Below are 21,289 nucleotides of genomic sequence, written 5' to 3'. Positions count from 1 at the left end.
CGCTAGGGCAGCGGTATCAATATCTTGAAATCGGTTCGGCCCGGGACGCTGTCGCACTCGATCACGCCGTGATGCTGTTGCACAAAAGTTTGCGCGAGCGTCAATCCCAGCCCGGTCCCGCCTTCCCTGCCCGATACGAGCGGATAGAAGATGCGGTCCTTGATCGTGTCCGGCACACCCGGTCCATTGTCGATTACATGCAATTCCAGTGCCAGTCGATACCACTGCTTGTTGAAGATCACCTGGCGGGCCACGCGGGTCTTGAAAGTGATCTGCGCATCGCCCGCCGCGCGGCGCTCGGCCAGGGCCTGTGCGGCGTTGTGGACGATGTTGAGCGTGGCCTGGATGAGCTGCTCGCGGTCGCCGCGGAATTCGGGAATGGAAACGTCGAAGTCGCGCTCGATGTGCAGGTCGCGCGGGAACTCCGCGAGGATGACGGAGCGCACGCGCTCGCACACTTCGTGGATGTTGACGTCGCCCACCACGTGAGGACGGCGGTGCGGCGCCAGCAGGCGGTCGACCAGCGTCTGCAGCCGGTCGGCCTCGTGGATGATGACCTGGGTGTATTCGATGAGGTCGCGCGACTCGACCTCCATCTGCAGCAGCTGCGCCGCGCCGCGAATACCGCCCAGCGGATTCTTGATCTCATGCGCGAGGTTGCGGATGAGTTCCTTGTTCGCCTGCGCCTGGTCGATGAGGCGCTCTTCGCGGTCCTGCCGCACCTGCTGCTCGAGCGGCGACATCTCGATGATGAGCTCGCCCTTCTTGTCGCCCTGCGCGAGCGTGACCTGCACGGGCATGAGCTCGTGGTTGACGCGGCGCAGGAAGGCCTCGTAGCGCAGCGTTGCAAAGTCGTTGCTGCTCGCGCCGTCGATGGCGGTGCGCAGCACCTGCGGCTCATGAAAGCACGCGCCGAACTGCGAGCCTTCCAGCGTGCGGCGCGAGGTGCCGAGTGCGTCTTCGAGGCCTGCGTTGGCAAACAGCACGGAGCCGTTGCTGTTGACCACCGCGATCAGGGTGGACAGCAGGTCGAAGGACTGGAAGCGCGGATTGGCGCCGGTCGCCTTCTTCCCGAATGCCATAGAGGTTTCTTGCTTGCGCTTGCTGGTTATTGCTGCCGGGGCGGCAGCCGGTTGATTTCGCGGCGGATGCCTGCGATGTCGCTCTCGTTGCGCGCGATCTCGGCCTTCATGTCGGCCACGCGGTCGAGGTACTTCTGGTAGTTGCGGCCTTCGCTGCCCTGTTTCTCGGGCTCGCCGTTGTTGTAGTCCTTCAGCAGCTCGGCCTGGCGGGCCTCGGCCTTCTTTAGCTCGGACTCGAGCACGGAGCGGGCCTCGCCGTCGCGGGCGCGCTGGTCGACGCCTTCGACACGCGGGCTGCCGGCCGGCGCGCGCGCCGCCGTGGAAGCGCCCGACGACGATGCCGATCCGCCCCCCGAGGCCCGGGTGCCCTGCACCACCGTGACGTTGCCGCCTTCGAGGACCTTGCAGCCCTTTTGCTGGGCCACGGTCGCGTTGTTCGTGTATTCGTTGCCGCAGCGCCAGACGCGTTCCTGCGCAACCGCCGGCAACGCGATCAGGACTGAACCGGCCAGGAAAAAGAGAGAAGCTGTCTTCATGTGTATCTATGGAGGCGCGACAAAGGCGCATTTTCATGCAATTCGACGCACCCGGAGCCCCGATGTTCCGCCCCAAGGAAAAAGGACGGCCGAGGCCGTCCTTTTGACTTACATGCCTGTGAAGGCTGCTTGCTCGTCGATCAGAGCGAGTAGTACATGTCGAACTCGACGGGGTGCGTCGCCATGCGGAAGCGCGTGACTTCCTGCATCTTCAGTTCGATGTACGCGTCGATGTACGCGTCGGTGAACACGCCGCCCTTGGTCAGGAACGCACGGTCCTTGTCCAGGTATTCCAGGGCCTGGTCGAGGCTGTGGCAGACGGTCGGGATCAGCGCGTCTTCTTCCGGCGGCAGGTGGTACAGGTCCTTGCTGGCGGCTTCGCCCGGATGGATCTTGTTTTCCACGCCGTCCAGGCCGGCCATCAGCAGCGCGGCGAAGCCCAGGTACGGGTTCATCAGCGGATCGGGGAAGCGCGCTTCGACGCGGCGGCCCTTCGGGTTGGCCACGAACGGGATGCGGATCGAGGCCGAGCGGTTCTTGGCCGAGTAGGCCAGCTTGACCGGGGCTTCGAAGCCGGGCACCAGGCGCTTGTAGCTGTTGGTGCCGGGGTTCGTGATGGCGTTCAGGGCACGGGCGTGCTTGATGATGCCGCCGATGTAGTGCAGCGCGAAGTCCGACAGGCCTGCGTAGCCATCGCCTGCGAACAGGTTCTTGCCGTCCTTCCAGACCGACTGGTGCACGTGCATGCCGGAGCCGTTGTCGCCGACGATGGGCTTGGGCATGAAGGTGGCCGTCTTGCCGTAGGCATGGGCCACGTTGTGGATCACGTACTTCTGCAGCTGGACCCAGTCGGCGCGCTGGACCAGCGTGCTGAACTTGGTGCCGAGTTCCATCTGGCCGGCGTTGGCCACTTCATGGTGATGCACTTCGACCGGGATGCCGAGCGATTCGAGCACCAGGCACATTTCCGAGCGCATGTCCTGGAAGCTGTCGACCGGGGGAACCGGGAAGTAGCCGCCCTTGACCGCGGGACGGTGGCCGGTGTTGCCGTGCTCGTATTCCTTGTCGGTGTTCCACGAGGCTTCTTCGGACTCGATCTTCACGAAGCAGCCCGACATGTCGTTCTTCCAGCGGACGCCGTCGAACACGAAGAATTCGGGTTCCGGACCGAAGAAGGCGGTGTCGCCCAGGCCCGAAGCCTTCATGTACGCCTCGGCGCGCTTGGCGAGCGAACGCGGATCGCGCTCGTAGGCCTTGCCGTCGGCGGGGTCGATCACGTCGCAGGTCAGGATCAGCGTCGTTTCTTCGAAGAAGGGATCGATGTTGGCGGTGTTGGGGTCGGGCATGAGCTGCATGTCCGAGGCTTCGATACCCTTCCAGCCGGCGATGGACGAGCCGTCGAATGCGTGGCCCGAGGTGAATTTGTCTTCATCGAAAGCCGAGACCGGCACGGTCACGTGCTGCTCTTTGCCGCGGGTGTCGGTGAAGCGGAAGTCGACGAACTTGACCTCGTTTTCCTTGACGAGCTTGAGTACATCGGCGACGGTCTTTGCCATCAGTTTCTCCTGAGTTGGATGGTGGTTAGGAATACAGGGACGAGGGATGCAGTTTCTGTGCCATTGTCACCTCACTGGCTGAGGCCTTGTTCACCAAAGCGAACCACAAATAGCCAGTAAATATCACCAAATTGGTGCAATATGAATTAGCGCACCAATTCAGGGCCTAGCTTGGCATCAAAGGTGTGCAGGCCTTCGATCAGCTGGGCGTAGGCGGCATCGAGCCGGCCAGGGTCGCCCTTCACGCCCAGCTCGATGTGCCGCCCGTATTGGGGGTGGTCGACGCTGGGCAGGCTGAACACCTTGACGCCGGCATGCGTGTCTTCGATGGCCTGCATCAGCGGGGTCAGGGTGGCCTCCATGGCACCGAAAACGATCACCGACTTCTCGGCGACCGCGTTGCGGGTGAACAGGTCGGCATAGCGGGCGTCGAGCACGGACTCGATCATCGGCCAGGCCATGACCGGGAAGCCCGGCACGAAGTGCACGTCGCCGACGCTGAAGCCGGGGATCTTGTTGTACGGGTTGAGGATGAGCGTGGCGCCCTGCGGGAACACGCCCATGTTGAGCCGATGCACGTTGTCGGAGCGGTCGGGCTCGTAGGGCACGCCCTGCTCGCGCGCGGTGTCCTGCATGCGCTCCCGGATCAGCAGCTCGGCCTCGGGGTGCAGCGCCAGCGGCACGCGCAGGGCCTTGGCGGCGCATTGGCGAGTGTGGTCGTCGGGCGTGGCGCCGATGCCGCCGGTCGAGAAGACGACGTCGCCCGAAGCGAAGGCCCGCTCGAGCGCGGCGGTGATGCGCGCGGGCTCGTCGCCCACGTATTCGGCCCAGCTGAGCTGCAGGCCGCGTGCGGCGAGCAGTTCGATGACCTTGGCCATGTGCTTGTCGGCCCGCTTGCCGGAGAGGATCTCGTCGCCGACGACGATGAGACCGAATGCGCGTGTCATGGTGAACCCCATTGAGAAAGAGCGGCCCTGTTGGCTTCCGCGACCTCGAGGGCCGGGGCGCCGCCAGCGCCCGATGCCGCCGCGGCCACCGCGCGCTGGGCACGCAGTTGCGCGAGCGCGTCGAGGCAGTAGTGCGCGAACCAGAGCGCCGAAAAGGCAAAGACCAGTGTGTAGATCCAGATGGCGATCGGCACCAGCACGAAGAAGGCGGCGGCGAACAGCAGGCCCGAGGCCCAGACGATGCTCGGCGCCGCGCCCAGGTAGCCGCACAGCACGCCCACGCACAGCAGCGGCAGCCGGTGGGTGCGCAGCAGGGTGGCGCGCTCCTCGGGGCTGGCATGCTCGGCCAGCGCGTCGAAACTCATGACGCGGTAGGTGAGCCAGCCCCAGATGAGCGGCGGCAAGATGAGCACGAGTGGTGGAATGAGCCACAGCGGCATCGAAACCACGAGGGCGACCAGCGCCAGGATGGTAACTGCGAGCGATCGGGCCACGCTGCCGAAGAAAGAGGCGCCCTTCTTCTGCTCCAGCGAGGGAAAGCGGCGCTCGCCCACCAGCCGGGTCAGCGCGGGGGCCATGAAACCGGCCACGATGAGCAGCGAAACCACCACGATCAGCGGCGTGGCGGCAAACACCACGACCAGCGGCGCCAGCATGGCCGTCACGTCGCCCGAGAAAAGCCGGCCGATCCAGGCCCAGAAGCCGGCCAGCAGCGGCCACGCATCGAGCGCGCCGCGCGTCCAGGCCACGGCGGCTTCCCAGTAGAAATAGCCGAGCCCCGCGGTGAGCACCACCATCAACGCCAGGGGCAGCAGCGACAGCACGATCACGCGCGGCAGCATGCAATAGGCGACCGCGCGCCAGAAGGAGTCGAGGAGCAGGCGCATGAGGCAGCGAGGATAACGCCTGGGACGGCGCCGTCAGGGGCCGGTGACCCTCAAGCGCGCCCGACCATTCGCTTCAGGCCGAGCCACTGCTGTGCCCAGAACCCCCGGCCGTACTCGCGCACGCGGCCGTCGGCGCCGGGCTCCACCTGGTCGCGGATGCCGGTGGGGTCGTAGCGGTTCTCGAAGTTGGCGGTGCCGAACATCATGTCCCACCAGGGCAGCAGTACGCCGAAGTTATGGCCGCCGAGCGTGCTCCTGCCGTTCGATTCGTGGCCCAGCCCGATGCTGTGGTGCAGCCGGTGGAAACGCGGGCTGATCCACAGCCGCTCGCCGATGGCGCCGAAGCTCAGCCGCAGGTTGGCGTGCTGCAGGCTCTCGCTGAGCTGGGTGAAGGCCACGAAGGCGATGAACTGCCCCGGCGCCACGCCGATGAGTTGCGCCACGATGACGATGAGCGTGTCGTGGACGATGTCGTCGAGCAAATGGTTGCGGTCGTCGCTCCACATCGTCATCTGGCGCTGCGAGTGGTGCAGAGAGTGCAGGCCCCACCACCAGTTGAACTGGTGCTGGCCGCGGTGGATCCAGTAGCCGACGAAGTCGAGCACCACGAGGTAGATCGCGAAAGCGATCACCGGCACGTCGGTCACGCCGGGCCACACCTCGTCGAGGTGCAGGGTGCCCCACCCCGCCGTGCGCAGGCTGCCCATGGCGTCGTCGAAGAAAGGCTGCAGCGTGAAGAAGATCGCCAGCCGGAACAGGCCGAGCCGGTGGATCAGCGTGTACAGCACGTCGATGCGAATGGCGTGGCGGTCGACCACGGGCTCCACCGAGCGCCAGCGCTGCAGCGGCCCGATGATGGCGATCAGCACCAGGATCTGGATGACCCCGACCAGCAGCCAGCCGGTGGCATCGAAAGCGTCCTCGGTCCAGCCGCCGAGGCCGACGGCAAACACCAGCGGCTGCACCACGGCCTCGAAGAACCAGCCCTGCAGGGCGGAAAAAGCGTCAGTCAACCAATCGATCATGGCGCGAACTCAGGAGTGGGATGCGATCCAGGCGCGGTAGTCCGGATGCTGGCGCAGCGTTTGGAAACAGAAACCCTTGGCCTTGAGGCCGACGATCAGCGGCTCGAGGTTGGCCGGCGCCCACGGGTCCTTGCGCGACCAGATGCCCAGGTGCGCGAGCAGGATGTCGCCGGGGCGGATGGTGTCGAGCGCCTGCGTGAGCAGCTTCGCGTTGCTGAACTTCTCGCTCGGCAGTTCGTCGCCGAGGAAGCCGGCGGGCGCCCAGCCGACGTACTTGTAGCCGCAGCCCTCGGCTGCCGCCAGCAGCGCGGGCGAGGTCTTGCCGCCCGGCGCGCGGTACAGCGGCAGCGGCTTCTTGCCGGTGATGGCAGCCAGCCGGTCGGACGACTTGCGAATGTTGGCGCAGTACTCGGCCGCGCTCCAGGTCGATTCCTTGCCGTTCTGCGGGCCGGCCGAGGGCTTGATGCGGAAGCTCGGCGGCGTGCCCTTGACGTCGGCGCGCCAGTAGGCGTGGTCGTAGGTGTGGGAGCCGAATTCGTTGCCTTCGGCCGCCCTCGCCTTCCACCAGGGCGCCCAGTGGTCGTCGAGGCTGTCGCCGTCGGTCTGGGTGCGCTCGGCGGCGGCGAAGAAGGTGACGCGCACGTTCTGCCGCTTGAGCACGTCGGCCACCAGCGGGGCGATACCCATGTGGCCCGTGTCGAAGGTCAGGTAGACCGGCTTTTCGCAAGTGGCGGCCTGCTGCTGCGCCCAGGCACCCGGCACCACCGTGCCGCAGGCCAGCGCCAGCAGCACGGCCGCGCTGGCGCGCCTACGTGCGTTTGCCATGGTCCAGCGTCCAGACGCCGTGCGGGGAGCGTCCCACATTGACCTGCCGCACGACCTTCTGGGCGACGAGGTCGACCACGGTGAGCTTCTTGGCCCAGCGCGAGGTCACGTACAGCGTCTTGCCGTCGGCCGACACGTCCATGCAGTCGGGGCCGCCGGGCACGGCATAGCTGGCCACGACCTTGAGCGTCGCCAGGTCGATGCGGCTGATGGTGTTGGCCACGCGGTTGCTCACGAAAACGGTCTTGCCGTCGCCGGCCGAGCGGAAGGCGTGGGCGCCCTTGCCGGTGGGGATCTTGCCGACCAGCTTGGGCTGCGCGCCCTCCACGTCGAACACCTGCACGCCGTCGCCGCCGGTCAGGCCCACGAGCAGCGTCTTGTCGTTGTGGATGCCGAAGATGTCGGCGGGCATCGGGCCGGTGGTGGTGCGCCATTTGATGGCCTGAGTGGGCAGGTCGACGGCGATCATCTCGTCGCTGTCCTGCATCGTCACGTAGGCGATGGTGCTGGTGTTGTCGATCCAGATGTGGCTGGGCGTCTTGCCGGTGGCGATGCGCTTGGCCAGCTTGAGGTCCTTGCCGTCCCAGCGGTAGACGTCGACGTGGTTCAGGCGGTTGCCCGCCGTGACGAACCACTTCATGTCGCGCGAGAACTGCAGCTGGTACGGATCGATGATGCCGTAGACCACCCGCTGCACCTCGGCCGTGCGGGGGTTGAGGAAGGTCAGCGAGTCGCCCGCCGAATTGGCCACGATGACCGACTTCTCGTCGGGCGTCATGTAGATGTGGTGCGGCTCCTTGCCGGTGGTGATGCGTTGTTTTTCGCTCCAGTCGACCGGGTTGATCACGCTCACGCTGGCATCCAGCGAGTTGAGCACGAAGATCGGGGGAGGCTCTGCTGGCGCGGCGGCGGCGGTGTGTGCCGCCAGGGCCGTCATGCAGGAAAACAGGAAGGCCGCGATGCGGCCGTTCGGGCGGGCAGGAAGTCGCAAGGGAAGGTTCCGAGAGAGAGCTGGCGATCTTAACGGTCGAGCATTAAGACTGGCTGACCTGGAAGCCCGTCTTTCTCCCTGCGGCCCGCGCCTGTTACCTGGAAAGTTTGGCGGACTTGGCCGGCGCGCGCAGCGCGGCGACCTGCTCGGCGGTGAGCCAGCGCCACTGCCCAGGCGCCAGGTCTTCCGGCAGCGCGAGGTCGCCGATGCGCGAGCGGTGCAGCCCCTCGACCCGGTTGCCGACCGCGGCCAGCATGCGCTTGACCTGGTGGTACTTGCCCTCGGTGAGGGTGAGGCGCAGGTGCAGCGGGCTGTCGGACTCGCAGGCGGCGGCGCGCACGGGCTTCGGGTCGTCGTCGAGCACCACGCCGGCCAGCAGCTTCGCGATCTGCGCCTCGTCCACGGGATGCTTGGCCGTGACCTCGTAGACCTTGGGCACGTGGTGCTTGGGCGAGCCCATCTTGTGGATGAACTGGCCGTCGTCGGTCAGGAGCAGCAAGCCGGTGGTGTCCTGGTCGAGGCGGCCGATGGCCTGCACGCCCTGCACCGCCCCCTTGTTGGGGCGCAGGCGCAGCGGCGACGGCAGCAGCGTGTAGATGCTCGGGTAGGTGGAGGGCTTCTGCGAGCACTCGGTGCCGGCCGGCTTGTGCAGCATCAGGTAGGCCTTCTCGTGGTAGGCCCAGGCGGTGCCCTGGACCGTGTATAGAAGCCCCTCGGGGTCGAGATCGGCGAAGGGGTCGGTCACCGCCTGGCCGCCGACGGTCACGTGGCCTTGCTGGACCAGCCCCGCGCACACGCGGCGCGTGCCGAAGCCCTGGGTGTAGAGGATGTCTTGCAGGTGCATGAAAAATGAAAAAAGCGGCCGCGCCGACAAGGGCGCGACCGCCTTCAAGTGTGCCGCAGGATCAGTAGCCCGCTGCCAGGCCGGTGTTGCGGCGGGGGTCGTTGGCGCCGTAGAAGCGGTTGTTGCCGACCGGCTTGCCGCCCAGGGACGGTGCGCCGACGATGATGGCCGCAAGGTGGTTGGCCGGCTGCGGCACGCCCAGGTTGTGGCCCATGTCGGTCAGGATCTTGCGGGTGTCGGGGCTCAGCGCATAGGTTTCGACGTTGGTGACGTCGGGCAGCCACTGCTGGTGGAAGCGCGGGGCATCGACGGCTTCCTGCACGGTCATGCCGTAGTCGATGGCGTTGATCATGGTCAGCATCACCGCCGTGATGATGCGGCTGCCGCCCGGGGTGCCGACCACCATCACGGGCTTGCCGTCCTTGGTCACGATGGTCGGGCTCATCGAGCTCAGCGGGCGCTTGCCCGGCTCGATCTTGTTGGCCTCCCCCTGCACCAGGCCGTACAGGTTGGGCACGCCCACCTTCGAGGTGAAGTCGTCCATCTCGTCGTTCAGCAGCACGCCGGTCTTGGCGGCGGTGATCTTGGCGCCGAACCAGTCGTTCAGCGTGTAGGTCACCGAGACCGCGTTGCCCCACTTGTCGGCGATCGAGTAGTGGGTGGTGTTGCTGCCTTCATGAGGCGCGACCCCGGGCTTGATGTCCTTCGAGATGCCGGCCTTCTTGGGGTCGATGACGGCGCGGATCTTCTCGGCGTAGCCCTTGTCGAGCAGGCGCTCGAGCGGGTTCTTCACGAAGTCCGGGTCGCCCAGGTAGCTGTTGCGGTCCACGTAGGCGTGGCGCATGGCTTCGATCTGGTAGTGCACGGCCTGTGCCGAGTGGTAGCCCAGGTCCTTGAGCGGATAGCCCTCGAGGATGTTGAGCATCTCGCAGATGATCACGCCGCCCGAACTCGGCGGGGGCGCCGACACGACGTGGTAGCCGCGGTAGTCGCACTCCACCGGCGGGAGTTCGCGCGTCTTGTATTGGTCGAGGTCGGCCTGCGTGATCAGGCCCTTGCCGCCCTGGCTGGACGCCACGATGGCATTGCCGACCCAGCCCTTGTAGAAGCCGTCGGCGCCCTTGGCGCTGATCTCGCGCAGCGTCTTGGCCAGGTCTTTCTGCACCAGCTTGTCGCCCACCTTGTAGGGCTCGCCCTTGTTCAGGAAGATGGCGGCCGAAGCCGGGTCTTCCTTGAAGTCGGCCGTGGCGGTGCCGAGCAGGTCGATGTCGCCCTGCTCCAGCGCGAAGCCCTTCTCGGCCAGCTGGATCGACGGGGCGAGCAGTTCGCCGCGCTTCATGGTGCCGTACTTCTCGCGCGCGTATTCCATGCCCGAGACGCTTCCCGGCACGCCCACGGCGAGGTGGCCCTTGGTGCTCAGGCCCTTGATGACGTTGCCGTCCTTGTCGAGGTACATGTTGGGCGTCGCGGCCAGCGGCGCCTTCTCGCGGAAGTCGAGGAAGGTCTTGCGGCCGTCTGCCAGTTGCACGGTCATGAAGCCGCCGCCGCCAAGATTGCCCGCGGCCGGGTACACCACGGCCAGCGCATAGCCCACGGCCACTGCCGCGTCGACGGCATTGCCGCCGCGCTTGAGCACGTCGACGCCGACCTTGCTTGCCAGGTGCTGCGCACTCACGACCATGCCGTTCTCGGCCGCGACAGGCGCCATCGATGCGGCATTCGACGCGCCGGCAGCCGCCAGCGCGAGCACCGCCGTGACGGCGGCACGCAGCTTCGGTGTCCAGTGGATTTTTTGCATGTAGGAGTCTCCTCTGTAAGTGCTGTGTTGAAAAAAGGGGTGGTGTGCCGGTCAAGCCGCAAGCAGAGCCTTGCGCCGCAAGGCATCGAGCGCCAGCGCGACCTGCTGGCGGGCGAACGCCTTGACTGCCGACGGATCGGTCAGCGGCTTGTCGTCCTTGACGAAGCGAAGGCGGTCGCCGCGCACCTCGGCTTCGAGATGCTCGGCCAGCGCGTCGTGCGAGTTCGTGCCGTCGAGCAGCGGCAGCAGGCTGCGTTCGAGCAGCGTGAGCACAACGGGCTCATGCCACTGGTTGCAGGCATTGGCGTTCGCGCCGGCCGCTGGGGCCAGGCCGGGTGCGCTGCGCACGGCGGGCAATGCCTTCGGCAGGCCGGGCACCGAGGCAGCAGCAGGCACCGGCGTGAGGCGAAAGCGCAGCGCGCCGAGGATCAGCAGTTCCTCGAGCATCGACATGACGGCGTGATCGACCGCTGCGGCAGGCTGACCGACGAGCCGGGCCGCGTCGGCAATCAGCGTCTCCACCGGCATCGACGCCGGGTACGCCGCCTCGAGCAAGCGGGCGACGGCCTTGTGAACGGGCAGCCGCAGCGTGACCTTCAGGCCGCGAATCGCGTTGCAGGGCTGTTCGCCGGCATCGAGCACGAACTCGCCGCCGCCTTCGGCGGTGAACAGGCCGGCGACTTCGAGGGTGCGAATTCGCGCGGGGTCCAGCCGGTAGCGGATGTCCCCGGCGCGCGCCTGCCCCACCAGCAGGGTCTGCCTGAAAGTGCGGTTGACCAGGAAATCGAGATACTGCTCCATCAGCACCTGACTGCCGCCGCATTCCCGCAGCAGCGGGTCGCGCACCTTGTCGCCGTAGTTCTGCACGAACATGGTCGAGGGCTCGGCGTCGCACAGATAGGCAAGCCCACGAGCTTCGGCACGCGCGACGAACTCCTTGAAGTAGCATGGCGCGTTGCAGGGCTCCAGGAACTCGTGCAGCAGGTAAGAGCTGTTGGCGCTGCGCACGATAGGCATCGTCTCTTCGAGCGTTTTCCTGAGCACGCTGTCGGCGCGGGCCGACTCTTCGAGGAATTCGAGCATGCCGCGCGCATAGGCGAGCTTTTCGTCCGGCGTGTCGCGCGGGCCGCCGCGCAGGATCATTGCGTCGCGCACGATCTCGCGGGCCTTCCAGCCGGGGTACACGTTGTAGCTGACATAGGCCACGCCCTTGGGCGCCAGGTTCTCGGCGCAGATGCGCAGGATCGCGTCCTGCACCGGGCCCGGCACCCAGCTGTAGACGCCGTGGCAGACGATGTAGTCGAACTGGCCGAACGAGGCGTCGATCTCCGCGATGTCGAAGGCCTTGAGTTCGATGTTCGACAGCCCTGCCCGGGCGATGGCCGCCGCGCCCTGCGCCACCTGCACGGTGGACAGGTCCACGCCGACCGCACGCGCGCCCGGATGGCGCGCAGCGAAGGGAATCAGGTTGCCGCCGGCAGCGCAGCCCAGCTCGAGCACGCGGGCTTCGGCGGGCGGCGGGGTGTCGAGCCCGAACAGGAACGCCAGCGCTTCAAGATGCTCCATGGCCGACTGAGGAAACGGGTGCGAGTCATAAGGCACCGCGTCGTAGTAGCGGGTCAGCGTGGAGGTCAGGGGATCCGACACGAGCATTCTTGTGATGTAGCAGCGGCCGACGACTATAGCCCCGGGTCCGGGCAAAAAAAACCCAGCCGGAGGGCTGGGCGTGAAAAAGCCTATCTGCTGGCATGCATCAAGGCCCCGCGCAGGTTGACCGGCGGGGACGGTTTACCCGTCAAGGAGAAAGTGGAGGCCGACGCATGCGAGCGGCAATCTGAAGAGCGGCAGGCATGTTTGGCATGCCAGCAGTTTACTGTATGTAAATACAGCATTCAATGAGAAATGCCGACCATGCCAGAAGCCGAAGCAACCATCGAACCTTCTACCGCTCCGACAGCCATTCCTGACACCTCCATCTGGATCGCAACACCAGCTCAGCTGTCGCCGGGTCTTAGAATGGCCCGATGAATTGGCGCACACTGCTTCCGCTTGTCCTGGTCCTCGCCGGCTGCTCGACCCCTCCCAACGAGGTCACGCAAGTGCGCCCCGGCGTGCTGCGTGCCGTGACTTACGTGCAGGCATCGGACTACTGCGACGTCAAGGGGCAGTCGCCGCGCTGGCTTGGCAAGGCACCTGCAGAACAGGGCGTCTTGTTCGAGTGCAACTGACGGCCTTCGCCGATCAGTCCGCCGCCATCTGGTTCATTCGCCGAACCAGAACATCAGCCAGCTCCCGATAGCAGCGAGCATGGTCATCAGGGCCGCAAGATCGAACTGGCGGGAAAGCGCCAACGTGCGCAAACGACGAGTGCTGTTCAGCATTGATCAAGACCCTCGCGTCATGGACGCTCCCCTTGTCGAAGAGTGCGCTGCCGCCGGTCGTTCGTCAATCCGAAGATAGTTTGCGCTTGCGTGATAAGTGGGCGGGGTAATCCCTGACCGAGCACCGGCGTGTCAGTCGGCCTGCAGGCGCTCCGCCACCTGTTGCCTGCCGAACTCGCGAACTGAGGCCAAGCGCTCCAGTTGAGCTGCGCGCGGCCGGGCCTTGCCTTGTTCCCAGTGGTAGATCGTCTGGCCCGACACACCGACGAGCTTGCCGTACGAGGCTGCAGACAGTCCCAGCTTGCTGCGATGCGAAGCCAGGCGCCCCGGGCTGAAGCGCCGCTTGGGACCCGCTTCGACAGTCTCGTCAGCATCGCGAACCGCGGCACGCTTGCCGGAACCGTTGGCGACGTTGCGCAGTTCCTTTTCCAAGCCATTCACCTGGCGGCGCAAAGCGGCGATCAATGCCCTGTGGTGTACGGAAGCCTTCTTCAGCGTCTCGATTTCCGCTCGAACCTCTTTGCGGGCCACGCGCGAGATTTCGGCTTTAAGGATGGATGCAATGTTTGGCATAGCGCGATTGTGCCTAGCTCGTTCAGGGGAATGAAGAACGGACGCTAACCCAGGTCGGAGCGCTTGCAATCGAACACCGCGCCCGGCTCGACAGCCCGCAGCGCAGGCACCTTGCCCACGAAGGTCACGCCAGCGCCAATCAGACGCCACTCTCCGGCCTTGAAGAGCCTGAAGAGATGTGTGACTTCGGTACCGACACTGGGGATGGCGTTGAACACATAAACGGGTTCGCCGGACTGGGTCTCCTCCATGCTCAGAAGTTCGGCCCTCATCTTCCCCATCGTCTCCGTGTCCTTCGTCCTGGAACGCACGATGTCCATGTTGACGGTACGAGAGTGCTCGTCGATGGCGATCCTGCGAATCCAGTGCGAAGGCGCCGATGCAGTGGCAGGCCCGGGAACGCATGTGATCGTTCCCGCAGCGCACGCACCCGCTGTCGTGAGCAATAGCGCCTGAAGGGCTAGCCGGCCTGGTTTGATCGTCGTTGGCATCAGTTCGACTCTAACCTTGCGGCAGCGTGCGTGCGGCGCCTCAGCCGCCACCTTTACCGTTGTCGCCTCGCTTCGCGGCCCATTCGACAGCCATGGCCTTCGCGCGCTCGAGTGCCTCGAGCACGCTGTGCCCCGCGGTCGGGTCGATCTTCAGCATGCGGATGTCGTCGTCTGGCGGCGCCCTGTAGCGGAGCACGGCCTGAAAGGAACCGGAGGGAAGCTTTTCCGCGCTGCACAGGAAGGTCCAGCCCGCATGTGGAAATTCGAGCATCTCATCCATGGCAACCGCCTTGATCGAAGGATTGCCGGCCATGGAGGGCGCTACCGAGGTTCTTGATGTTTTGCATTCTGATCCCCTTGTCTTGAATTCGGACAAGCCAAGCTACAGCGCACACCGTACCGCGCGATGTAGGAGGCAACCGCCGCAGACGCAGGCATGTGGCTCGCTCTCGCACCAACGAAAAATGCCCCGCTGGGCGGGGCATTTCGGTTCGGGCACTTGGCGGTGCTGTCTACACAGACTGCCAGGGGCCTTGTTCTGCATCCGCGGCCGCGAAGCCGCAGCAATGCGTCAATTACTTCTTCTTGGCAGCCACGGCCTTCTTGGCGGGGGCGGCAGCCTTCTTGGCAGCGGGCTTTGCAGCAGGCTTGGCAGCCTTCGCAGCCGGCTTGGCGGCCACGGCCTTGCTGTCGGCCTTGCGCTTCGCGGCCTTCGGGTCCACGGCGGCCTTGAAGGCGGCGCCCGGCACGAACTTCGGCACCTTCTGTGCGGCGATCTTGATCTTGGTGCCGGCGCTGGGGTTGAAGCCCGAGCGTGCGGCGCGCGCCACTTGCTTGAAAGTGCCGAAGCCGACGATCTGCACGGCGTCATCCTTCTTCACGGCAGCAACGATCGTGCTGGTGATGGTCTCGAGGACGCGCGCGGCTTCCGCCTTGCTGAGGTTGTGGGCGGTAGCGATTTTTTCGACGAGTTCGATGCGGTTCAAGTGAGTTCCTAGTAAGTTAATTTCGCCATGTTGCCTATGGCGGCGCAGCAACGAATACAAGCTGCAAGCGGGGCGGAGTTTATTCGACTGCGAGAGGGCCTATGTAACTCAGCCGCATAAAGTAGTGCCGGAGCGCCCATCTCAGAGGGAACGAGCCCTCGTTCCCGAGGGGTTTTCTCCTCGATAGAACACCTTCGCCACCGCACCCGGTCCATCGAAGCCGATGCCGAGTTAAGGCGCAATTCAAAGTTGGGATGAAAGCCGATGCCTTGTCGCCCACTGACGTAATCGATCGAGGCGCTTGCGCATCATTAGCTTGCTGGGAAATTGGAGGAAGCACCCGTTGCTGATCGCATGGATCAACGAAGTGCAGGTTCCGAAAAGACAAAAGGGTTAGCAGACTCTCATCTGCTAACCCTCGTCGGAACTGGCGGAGTGGACGGGACTCGAACCCGCGACCCCCGGCGTGACAGGCCGGTATTCTAACCAACTGAACTACCACTCCTGGTAGACAACGTTCACTCGTTTTACCGAGCCAAGTGTTGCCACTTGTGCCTGCTTCACTTGCGTGAAACTGGCGACCCTACGGGGATTCGAACCCCGGTAGCCACCGTGAAAGGGTGGTGTCCTAGGCCTCTAGACGATAGGGTCAAAACCTTAGGAACCGTGCTGCGATCAGCACTTATCTTCAACTCTCTCGACACTTAATGGTGGAGGTAAACGGGATCGAACCGATGACCTCTTGCATGCCATGCAAGCGCTCTCCCAGCTGAGCTATACCCCCGTGTGGGTGTCGAGCCTCGAATTATAGCCCGTTTTTTAGGCCTTTCTCAATCTTTCGATAACTTTTTCTCTGGAAAAAATCTCTAGGACTGAATCGAGGGACGGTGTTTGCGACGTTCCCATCACAAGCACACGTACTGGCATCGCTAACACTGGCATTTTCATGCTGTGTGCTGCGAGCACTTCCTTGATCATAGCCGAGATTGAGGCCTTATCCCAGGTCGCAGTTATCAATTTTTCTGCGAGTGCTGCAATCGCGGGTTTAACGGCCTCGGTGATGTGCTGTGCACGGTCCTCTTCAGTTACCGAAATGTCTGTGTAAAAGGCAGCAGCCCAGTTGGCAAGTGCCACCGTGGTGTCGCAACGATCTTTGAAGAGAGCGCAGATGGCGGGCAGGCGTTCGTCGGCAACGATGCCCTTCTTCTGCAGCTGCGCCGCGACGAGCGGTGCGAGCTCTTCGCCAGTCTTGGCCTTGATGTATTGAGCGTCAACCCAGGCGAGCTTGGCAGCATCCCACTGCGCGGGGCTCTTCGACAAGTGCGAGCCGTCGAACCAGCTCACCATTTGCTCGCGCGTGAAGAGCTCGTCGTCGCCGTGGCTCCAGCCGAGGCGCGCGAGGTAGTTGAGCATTGCCTCGGGCAGGTAGCCGTTGTCTTCGTAAGCAGTGACGCTCACTGCGCCGCGGCGCTTTGAAAGCTTCTGCCCATCGTCGCCCAGAATCACCGGCACATGGCCGAACTGTGGCAACGGTGCACCGAGCGCACGGAAGATGTTGATCTGCCACGGCGTGTTGTTGATGTGCTCGTCACCGCGGAACACGTGCGTGATGTTCATGTCCCAGTCGTCCACCACCACCGCGAAGTTGTAGGTGGGCACACCGTCGGGCCGCAGGATGATCAGGTCGTCGATCTCGCGGTTGTTGATGGTGATCTCGCCCTTGACGAGGTCGTTCCACGTCACGTCGCCTTCGGGCGGGTTGCAGAAGCGCACCACGGGCGGCACGCCTTCGGGCACGGGCGGCAGCACCTTGCCTGGCTCGGGGCGCCAGCGGCGGTCGTACAGCGTCTTCTCGCCGCGTGCGCGCTGTGCCTCGCGCATTTCGTCGAGTTCGGCCGGCGTGCAATAGCAGTGGTAGGCCGTGCCGGCCGCAAGCATCTGCGCGATCACTTCGCGGTAGCGCTCCAGGCGCTGCATCTGGTAGATCGGGCCTTCGTCGTATTCGAGGCCGAGCCAGTGCATCGACGCGAGGATCTGGTCGGTCGAGTCCTGCGTGGAGCGGGCCACGTCGGTGTCCTCGATGCGCAGCACGAACTCGCCGCCGTAGTGGCGTGCATAGGCCCACGAATAGAGCGCGGTGCGGGCCGTGCCCAGGTGAAGAAAACCCGTGGGGGACGGTGCGATGCGGGTGCGTACTTTGCCGGTCATTTGGTTATCGTGGATTCAGTGTGCTCAGGCCGCGTGTGAGGTCGGCCTTGATGTCCTCGGCATGCTCGAGGCCGACCGCAAGGCGGATCAGCCCCTGGCCGATGCCGGCAGCCTGGCGCTGCGCCTCGGTCAGGCGTCCGTGCGAGGTGGTGCCGGGATGCGTGATGATGGTCTTCACGTCGCCCAGGTTGGTGGCGACGCTCACCACGCGCGTGCTGTTGATGACATGGAACGCATTGGCGCGCGCGGTCTCGGGCGTGTCGCCGACCACGTCGAACGACACCACCGCCCCGCCCTGCCCCGACTGCTGCCGCATGGCCAGTTCATGCTGCGCATGCGAAGGCAGGCCCGGGTAGTACACGCGCGCGATGCCCGGCTGCTTCTCCAGCCACTGCGCAATGTCCAGCGCGTTGGCGCAGTGCGCCTTCATGCGCACGCCAAGCGTCTCGATGCCCTTGAGCACGACCCACGCATTGAACGGCGCAAGCGCCATGCCGGCGGTGCGCACCACGGGACCGAACACGTCGACCATGAGCTTCGAAGGACCGCAGATCGCGCCCGCCATCACGCGGCCCTGCCCGTCGAGGTGCTTGGTCCCCGAATGGATGACGAGGTCGGCGCCCAGTGCCGCCGGACGCTGCAGGATCGGCGTGCAGAAGCAGTTGTCGACCGCCAGCAGCGCGCCTGCCGCGTGCGCCACGTCGGCCAGCGCGCGGATGTCGCAGACCTCGGTCAGCGGGTTGGTCGGTGTTTCGGCGAACAGCAGCTTCGTGCTGGGCTTGACGGCCGCGCGCCACTCAGCCACGTCGGTCTGCGAGACGAAGGTGGTCTCCACGCCGAACTTGGCGAACTCCTTGCCGAACAGGTTCAGCGTGGAGCCGAACACCGAGCGCGAGCAGATCACATGGTCGCCGGCCTTCAGCAGGCCCATGCACATCATGAGGATCGCCCCCATGCCGGTCGATGCGCCGATTGCCGCCTCGGTGCCTTCGAGCGCCGCGATGCGCTGCTCGAAGCTGGTCACCGTCGGGTTCGAGGTGCGCGAATAGGTGAAGCCCGGCTCCGTGCCCGCAAAGCGGCGCATCGAGGTCTCGGCATCGGGCTGCACGAAGCCGCTGGTCAGGAACAGCGCGTCGGAATGCTCGCCGTACTGGCTCGGCGCGAGGCCGGTGCGCAGCGCGAGCGTGTCGGGATGCAGGCCGGGCGGCAGTGGTCTTTCGTCGGTCACTTCGTCGACTCTTATTCGCTGTGGTTGGGGAGCGCGAGGCGCGAAGAATCTTCTTCGGTCTCTTCGATGCGCGGCCGGTTGCCGTTCATGCGCGAGATGGCTTCGGTGTCGATGTCGCCGGTCACGTACACGCCGTCGAAGCAGGAGGCGTCGAAGCCGTCGAGCTTGCCGTTGAGCGAACCGATGGCGCGCTTCATGGCGTCGACGTCCTGGTAGATCAGCGCGTCGCAGCCGATGAGTTCGCGGATTTCTTCGACGGTGCGGTCGTGCGCCACCAGTTCGCCCTTGGTCGGCATGTCGATGCCGTAGACGTTGGGGTAGCGCACCGGCGGCGCGGCGCTGGCCAGGTAGACCTTGCGGGCGCCGGCGTCGCGGGCCATCTGCACGATTTCGCGGCTGGTGGTGCCGCGCACGATGGAGTCGTCGACCAGCAGCACGTTGCGGCCCTTGAACTCGCTGGCGATCACGTTGAGCTTCTGGCGCACCGACTTCTTGCGCACGCCCTGCCCCGGCATGATGAAGGTGCGGCCCACGTAGCGGTTCTTCACGAAGCCTTCGCGGTATGGCACGCCCAGCAGGTGCGCGAGTTGCGTAGCGCTCGGGCGGCTCGATTCGGGGATCGGGATGATCACGTCGATCTGGTTCGGCGGCACGGTCGAGACCACGCGCTTGGCCAGCGTCTCGCCGAGGTTCAGGCGAGCCTGGTAGACCGAGATGCCGTCGAGCACCGAGTCAGGGCGCGCGAGGTACACGAATTCGAAGATGCAGGGGTTCAGCGTGGGCGTTTCGGCGCACTGCATCGAATGCACGTTGCCTTCGAGGTCGATGAACACGGCCTCGCCGGGCGCGATGTCGCGCTCGAATACATGGCCGGAGCCTTCCAGTGCAACCGATTCGCTGGCCACCATCACCGCGCCGTCGGCGCTGCGGCCCATGCACAGCGGGCGGATGCCGTAGGGGTCGCGAAAGGCGAGCAGGCCGTGGCCGGCAATCAGCGACACCACGGCGTACGAGCCACGCAGGCGCTTGTGCATGTTCTTGACCGCGGCGAACACTTCGGCCGGGTGCAACGGCACGCCGCGCGACGAACGCTCGATCTCGTGGGCCAGCACGTTGAGCAGCACTTCGGAGTCGCTCTCGGTGTTGGTGTGGCGGTGGTCGGTGGAGAACAGCTCCGAACGCAGCGCGTGCGCGTTGGTCAGGTTGCCGTTGTGCACCAGCACGATGCCGAAGGGCGCATTCACGTAGAAGGGCTGGGCCTCTTCCTCGCTGTAGGCGTTGCCGGCGGTCGGATAGCGCACCTGGCCCAGGCCGACGTTGCCCGGCAGCGCGCGCATGTTGCGCGTGCGGAACACGTCGCGCACCATGCCCTTGGCCTTGTGCATGAAGAACTTGCGTTCGAGCAAGGTCACGATGCCTGCCGCGTCCTGGCCGCGATGCTGCAGGAGCAGCAGTGCGTCATAGAGCAACTGGTTGACGGGTGCGTTGCTGACAACGCCGACGATTCCACACATGAACGATTCCTCTCAGGGCAGGTAGCTTGCCAACTTTTCAGGCAGCGAGGGCTTGAGGCCCTGCAATGCCGCATCGAGAACAATGGCGCTGCGCGATTCGTGCCACCAGGCACTGTCGCTCAACACCAGCAAATGAACAACGACCGCCAGCACGAGCAGGGCCACCACCCCCCGTGCCGCACCGAACGCTGCTCCCAAAATACGGTCCACCGGCCGCAGTCCCACGACCGTGATCAGCTTGCGCGTGAGCGAGGCCACCAGGCCCACGCCGAACGCCACCGCCACGAACACCAGCACGAAGGCCAGCGGATAGCGCCAGGCGGCCTGCGGGTCTCCGAACGGCAACCATGCCGCCACGCCTGAAGCCAGCCACTGGGCGGCGATGAAGGCGGCCACCCAGCCGATCAGCGATATCACCTCGAACACCAGCCCGCGCATCAGGCCAAGCAGCATCGACACACCGATGAGCGCAACGGCGATCCAGTCGAACAAGGCCACGGCAACCGGGAAAGATTCTTACAACGTGAGGATGGCGGCCGACAAAGACAAGCCCTTGACCTTCTCGGCGGCGCGGTCGGCCTCGGCACGCGAGGCGAAGGGACCGACACGCACACGCGTGCGTTCGCCGTCGGCCGTCTTCGCCACGTGCACATAGGTCTTGAGACCGGCCCGCTCGAGCTTCTGGCGCACTTCGCGCGCCTTGTCGGCATCGGCGAACGCGCCGACCTGCACCACGAAGCGGCCACCGGCCTCGTCGGCAGCAGCGGGCTTGGACGTGGCGGCAGCGGCGGCCGTGATCGGCTTGCCCTCGAGCAGCGCGCGGGCACGGGCGCCGTCGTCGACGGTGGCTGCCGGCTTGGGCTTGGCTTCGGGCTTGGATTCCGGCTTCGGCTTCGGCTCGGGTTTGGGTTCCGGCTTGTGCTCTGCCGGCTTGGGTTCAGGTTTGGGCTCCGGCTTGGGTTCGGGCTTGCGCTCCGGAACCGCTGCGGGCGGCGGCGTGCTGGCGGTCGGCTTGCCAGGATCGATTTCGGTGCCGTCGGCGGTCTCGGTGATCATGCCGCCGGCCGAAGAAGCCGAAGCAACGCGCGACGAGCCGCTGTCGGGCGCGGCCGGGGCCGTGCTGACGGCCGGCGCCGGCGTGGCGGGCACGGGCAGCGGCTTGACCTTGTTGCGGTCGGGAATCTCGATGGGGATGTCTACCGACACCGGCCGCGGCTGCGTGTCGAAAAGCAGCGGGAAACCGATGACGCCGAGCAGCACCAGCACTGCCGCGCCGAGCAGCCGGTGGCGCGCACGCCGACGCATGGTTTCGACACTTTCCGCCGGCGCGGCCGCGGGGGCGCTGCGTCCTTCGTTGCCTTGCGGGCCGCGCGTGCGGAACTTGAAAAACGCCATGAAGTTCGATCCCTGGAGGAGT

At 65.4% G+C, this 21,289-nt stretch carries 21 protein-coding genes and 3 tRNA genes; 1 reads left to right on the top strand and 23 read right to left on the bottom strand.

Annotated elements, in window-relative coordinates; genetic code table 11:
- Positions 1–2 precede the first annotated feature (2 nt).
- From glnL to ACQY8B_RS04780, 11 genes are all read right to left on the bottom strand, one after another.
- Positions 3–1,082, bottom strand: a complete 1,080-nt coding sequence (glnL, locus tag ACQY8B_RS04830; RefSeq protein ID WP_422085653.1) for a nitrogen regulation protein NR(II) — start codon at positions 1,080–1,082, stop codon at positions 3–5.
- A gap of 26 nt (positions 1,083–1,108) precedes the next feature.
- On the bottom strand, positions 1,109–1,618 hold the full coding sequence (locus ACQY8B_RS04825; protein WP_422085652.1) for a hypothetical protein: 510 nt from the start codon (positions 1,616–1,618) through the stop codon (positions 1,109–1,111).
- Positions 1,619–1,758: 140 nt separating this feature from the next.
- Positions 1,759–3,174, bottom strand: a complete 1,416-nt coding sequence (glnA, locus tag ACQY8B_RS04820; RefSeq protein WP_081271312.1) for a type I glutamate--ammonia ligase — start codon at positions 3,172–3,174, stop codon at positions 1,759–1,761.
- 146 nt (positions 3,175–3,320) lie between these two features.
- Complete coding sequence (locus ACQY8B_RS04815; protein ID WP_422085651.1) at positions 3,321–4,121, bottom strand: competence/damage-inducible protein A; 801 nt, start codon at positions 4,119–4,121, stop codon at positions 3,321–3,323.
- On the bottom strand, positions 4,118–5,008 hold the full coding sequence (locus ACQY8B_RS04810; protein WP_422085650.1) for an EI24 domain-containing protein: 891 nt from the start codon (positions 5,006–5,008) through the stop codon (positions 4,118–4,120). Before ACQY8B_RS04810 ends, ACQY8B_RS04815 begins: the two co-directional genes overlap by 4 nt.
- A 50-nt stretch (positions 5,009–5,058) precedes the next feature.
- The gene (locus ACQY8B_RS04805) at positions 5,059–6,033 is read right to left on the bottom strand and encodes a sterol desaturase family protein (RefSeq protein ID WP_422085649.1); all 975 of its coding nucleotides are present in this window, start codon (positions 6,031–6,033) and stop codon (positions 5,059–5,061) included.
- Between the two features lie 9 nt (positions 6,034–6,042).
- Positions 6,043–6,858 carry a polysaccharide deacetylase family protein gene (locus ACQY8B_RS04800; RefSeq protein WP_422085648.1) on the bottom strand — a complete coding sequence of 272 codons (816 nt, stop codon included), beginning with the start codon at positions 6,856–6,858 and terminating at the stop codon, positions 6,043–6,045.
- Positions 6,842–7,849, bottom strand: a complete 1,008-nt coding sequence (locus ACQY8B_RS04795; protein WP_422085647.1) for a YncE family protein — start codon at positions 7,847–7,849, stop codon at positions 6,842–6,844. Before ACQY8B_RS04795 ends, ACQY8B_RS04800 begins: the two co-directional genes overlap by 17 nt.
- Before the next feature lie 94 nt (positions 7,850–7,943).
- On the bottom strand, positions 7,944–8,693 hold the full coding sequence (locus ACQY8B_RS04790) for a pseudouridine synthase (protein ID WP_422085646.1): 750 nt from the start codon (positions 8,691–8,693) through the stop codon (positions 7,944–7,946).
- A 61-nt stretch (positions 8,694–8,754) separates the two neighbouring features.
- A complete protein-coding gene (ggt, locus tag ACQY8B_RS04785; RefSeq protein ID WP_422085645.1) occupies positions 8,755–10,491 on the bottom strand; it encodes a gamma-glutamyltransferase in 1,737 nt (578 codons plus the stop codon).
- A 51-nt stretch (positions 10,492–10,542) separates the two neighbouring features.
- On the bottom strand, positions 10,543–12,144 hold the full coding sequence (locus tag ACQY8B_RS04780) for a methyltransferase regulatory domain-containing protein (protein ID WP_422085644.1): 1,602 nt from the start codon (positions 12,142–12,144) through the stop codon (positions 10,543–10,545).
- A gap of 371 nt (positions 12,145–12,515) precedes the next feature.
- Here ACQY8B_RS04780 and ACQY8B_RS04775 point away from each other — a divergent pair, with 371 nt between their 5' ends.
- A complete protein-coding gene (locus ACQY8B_RS04775; protein ID WP_422085643.1) occupies positions 12,516–12,719 on the top strand; it encodes a hypothetical protein in 204 nt (67 codons plus the stop codon).
- 285 nt (positions 12,720–13,004) lie between these two features.
- Here the strand turns inward: ACQY8B_RS04775 and ACQY8B_RS04770 are convergent, their stop codons facing one another.
- The 12 genes from ACQY8B_RS04770 to ACQY8B_RS04715 all read right to left on the bottom strand — a co-directional run bounded on the left by ACQY8B_RS04770 (position 13,005) and on the right by ACQY8B_RS04715 (position 21,267).
- Positions 13,005–13,445: a helix-turn-helix domain-containing protein gene (locus ACQY8B_RS04770; protein WP_422085642.1), complete on the bottom strand. Its 441-nt coding sequence runs from the start codon at positions 13,443–13,445 to the stop codon at positions 13,005–13,007.
- 44 nt (positions 13,446–13,489) lie between these two features.
- Entirely contained in the window at positions 13,490–13,765 is a 276-nt protein-coding gene (locus ACQY8B_RS04765) for a hypothetical protein (RefSeq protein ID WP_422085641.1), read from the bottom strand.
- Between the two features lie 211 nt (positions 13,766–13,976).
- Positions 13,977–14,249, bottom strand: coding sequence for a hypothetical protein (locus ACQY8B_RS04760; RefSeq protein ID WP_422085640.1), 273 nt, complete (start codon positions 14,247–14,249; stop codon positions 13,977–13,979).
- A gap of 262 nt (positions 14,250–14,511) precedes the next feature.
- On the bottom strand, positions 14,512–14,922 hold the full coding sequence (locus ACQY8B_RS04755) for an HU family DNA-binding protein (RefSeq protein ID WP_081271299.1): 411 nt from the start codon (positions 14,920–14,922) through the stop codon (positions 14,512–14,514).
- A gap of 428 nt (positions 14,923–15,350) precedes the next feature.
- Positions 15,351–15,427: transfer RNA gene (locus ACQY8B_RS04750), tRNA-Asp, on the bottom strand.
- A gap of 70 nt (positions 15,428–15,497) precedes the next feature.
- Positions 15,498–15,573 (bottom strand) — tRNA-Glu (locus tag ACQY8B_RS04745).
- A gap of 57 nt (positions 15,574–15,630) precedes the next feature.
- A tRNA-Ala gene (locus ACQY8B_RS04740) sits at positions 15,631–15,706 on the bottom strand.
- 35 nt (positions 15,707–15,741) lie between these two features.
- Positions 15,742–17,130, bottom strand: a complete 1,389-nt coding sequence (gltX, locus tag ACQY8B_RS04735; RefSeq protein WP_422085639.1) for a glutamate--tRNA ligase — start codon at positions 17,128–17,130, stop codon at positions 15,742–15,744.
- A gap of 4 nt (positions 17,131–17,134) precedes the next feature.
- Positions 17,135–18,358, bottom strand: coding sequence for an O-succinylhomoserine sulfhydrylase (locus tag ACQY8B_RS04730; protein WP_422085638.1), 1,224 nt, complete (start codon positions 18,356–18,358; stop codon positions 17,135–17,137).
- A gap of 11 nt (positions 18,359–18,369) precedes the next feature.
- Entirely contained in the window at positions 18,370–19,872 is a 1,503-nt protein-coding gene (gene purF, locus ACQY8B_RS04725) for an amidophosphoribosyltransferase (RefSeq protein WP_422085637.1), read from the bottom strand.
- Positions 19,873–19,884: 12 nt separating this feature from the next.
- On the bottom strand, positions 19,885–20,370 hold the full coding sequence (locus tag ACQY8B_RS04720) for a CvpA family protein (protein WP_422085636.1): 486 nt from the start codon (positions 20,368–20,370) through the stop codon (positions 19,885–19,887).
- Positions 20,371–20,388: 18 nt separating this feature from the next.
- Positions 20,389–21,267: an SPOR domain-containing protein gene (locus ACQY8B_RS04715; protein ID WP_422085635.1), complete on the bottom strand. Its 879-nt coding sequence runs from the start codon at positions 21,265–21,267 to the stop codon at positions 20,389–20,391.
- Positions 21,268–21,289 lie beyond the last annotated feature (22 nt).

The organism is Variovorax sp. (assembly GCF_965279555.1).
In the GTDB taxonomy this organism is placed as follows: Bacteria; Pseudomonadota; Gammaproteobacteria; order Burkholderiales; family Burkholderiaceae_C; genus Variovorax.
This window is presented reverse-complemented; position numbering and strand designations above follow the sequence as displayed.

Coding starts and splice junctions, on each gene's coding strand:
- glnL (WP_422085653.1), bottom strand. CDS start 1,082: ATGGCATTCGGGAAGAAGGCGACCGGCGCCAATCCGCGCTTCCAGTCC.
- ACQY8B_RS04825 (WP_422085652.1), bottom strand. CDS start 1,618: ATGAAGACAGCTTCTCTCTTTTTCCTGGCCGGTTCAGTCCTGATCGCG.
- glnA (WP_081271312.1), bottom strand. CDS start 3,174: ATGGCAAAGACCGTCGCCGATGTACTCAAGCTCGTCAAGGAAAACGAG.
- ACQY8B_RS04815 (WP_422085651.1), bottom strand. CDS start 4,121: ATGACACGCGCATTCGGTCTCATCGTCGTCGGCGACGAGATCCTCTCC.
- ACQY8B_RS04810 (WP_422085650.1), bottom strand. CDS start 5,008: ATGCGCCTGCTCCTCGACTCCTTCTGGCGCGCGGTCGCCTATTGCATG.
- ACQY8B_RS04805 (WP_422085649.1), bottom strand. CDS start 6,033: ATGATCGATTGGTTGACTGACGCTTTTTCCGCCCTGCAGGGCTGGTTC.
- ACQY8B_RS04800 (WP_422085648.1), bottom strand. CDS start 6,858: ATGGCAAACGCACGTAGGCGCGCCAGCGCGGCCGTGCTGCTGGCGCTG.
- ACQY8B_RS04790 (WP_422085646.1), bottom strand. CDS start 8,693: ATGCACCTGCAAGACATCCTCTACACCCAGGGCTTCGGCACGCGCCGC.
- ggt (WP_422085645.1), bottom strand. CDS start 10,491: ATGCAAAAAATCCACTGGACACCGAAGCTGCGTGCCGCCGTCACGGCG.
- ACQY8B_RS04780 (WP_422085644.1), bottom strand. CDS start 12,144: ATGCTCGTGTCGGATCCCCTGACCTCCACGCTGACCCGCTACTACGAC.
- ACQY8B_RS04775 (WP_422085643.1), top strand. CDS start 12,516: ATGAATTGGCGCACACTGCTTCCGCTTGTCCTGGTCCTCGCCGGCTGC.
- ACQY8B_RS04770 (WP_422085642.1), bottom strand. CDS start 13,445: ATGCCAAACATTGCATCCATCCTTAAAGCCGAAATCTCGCGCGTGGCC.
- ACQY8B_RS04765 (WP_422085641.1), bottom strand. CDS start 13,765: ATGGACATCGTGCGTTCCAGGACGAAGGACACGGAGACGATGGGGAAG.
- ACQY8B_RS04760 (WP_422085640.1), bottom strand. CDS start 14,249: ATGGCCGGCAATCCTTCGATCAAGGCGGTTGCCATGGATGAGATGCTC.
- gltX (WP_422085639.1), bottom strand. CDS start 17,130: ATGACCGGCAAAGTACGCACCCGCATCGCACCGTCCCCCACGGGTTTT.
- purF (WP_422085637.1), bottom strand. CDS start 19,872: ATGTGTGGAATCGTCGGCGTTGTCAGCAACGCACCCGTCAACCAGTTG.
- ACQY8B_RS04715 (WP_422085635.1), bottom strand. CDS start 21,267: ATGGCGTTTTTCAAGTTCCGCACGCGCGGCCCGCAAGGCAACGAAGGA.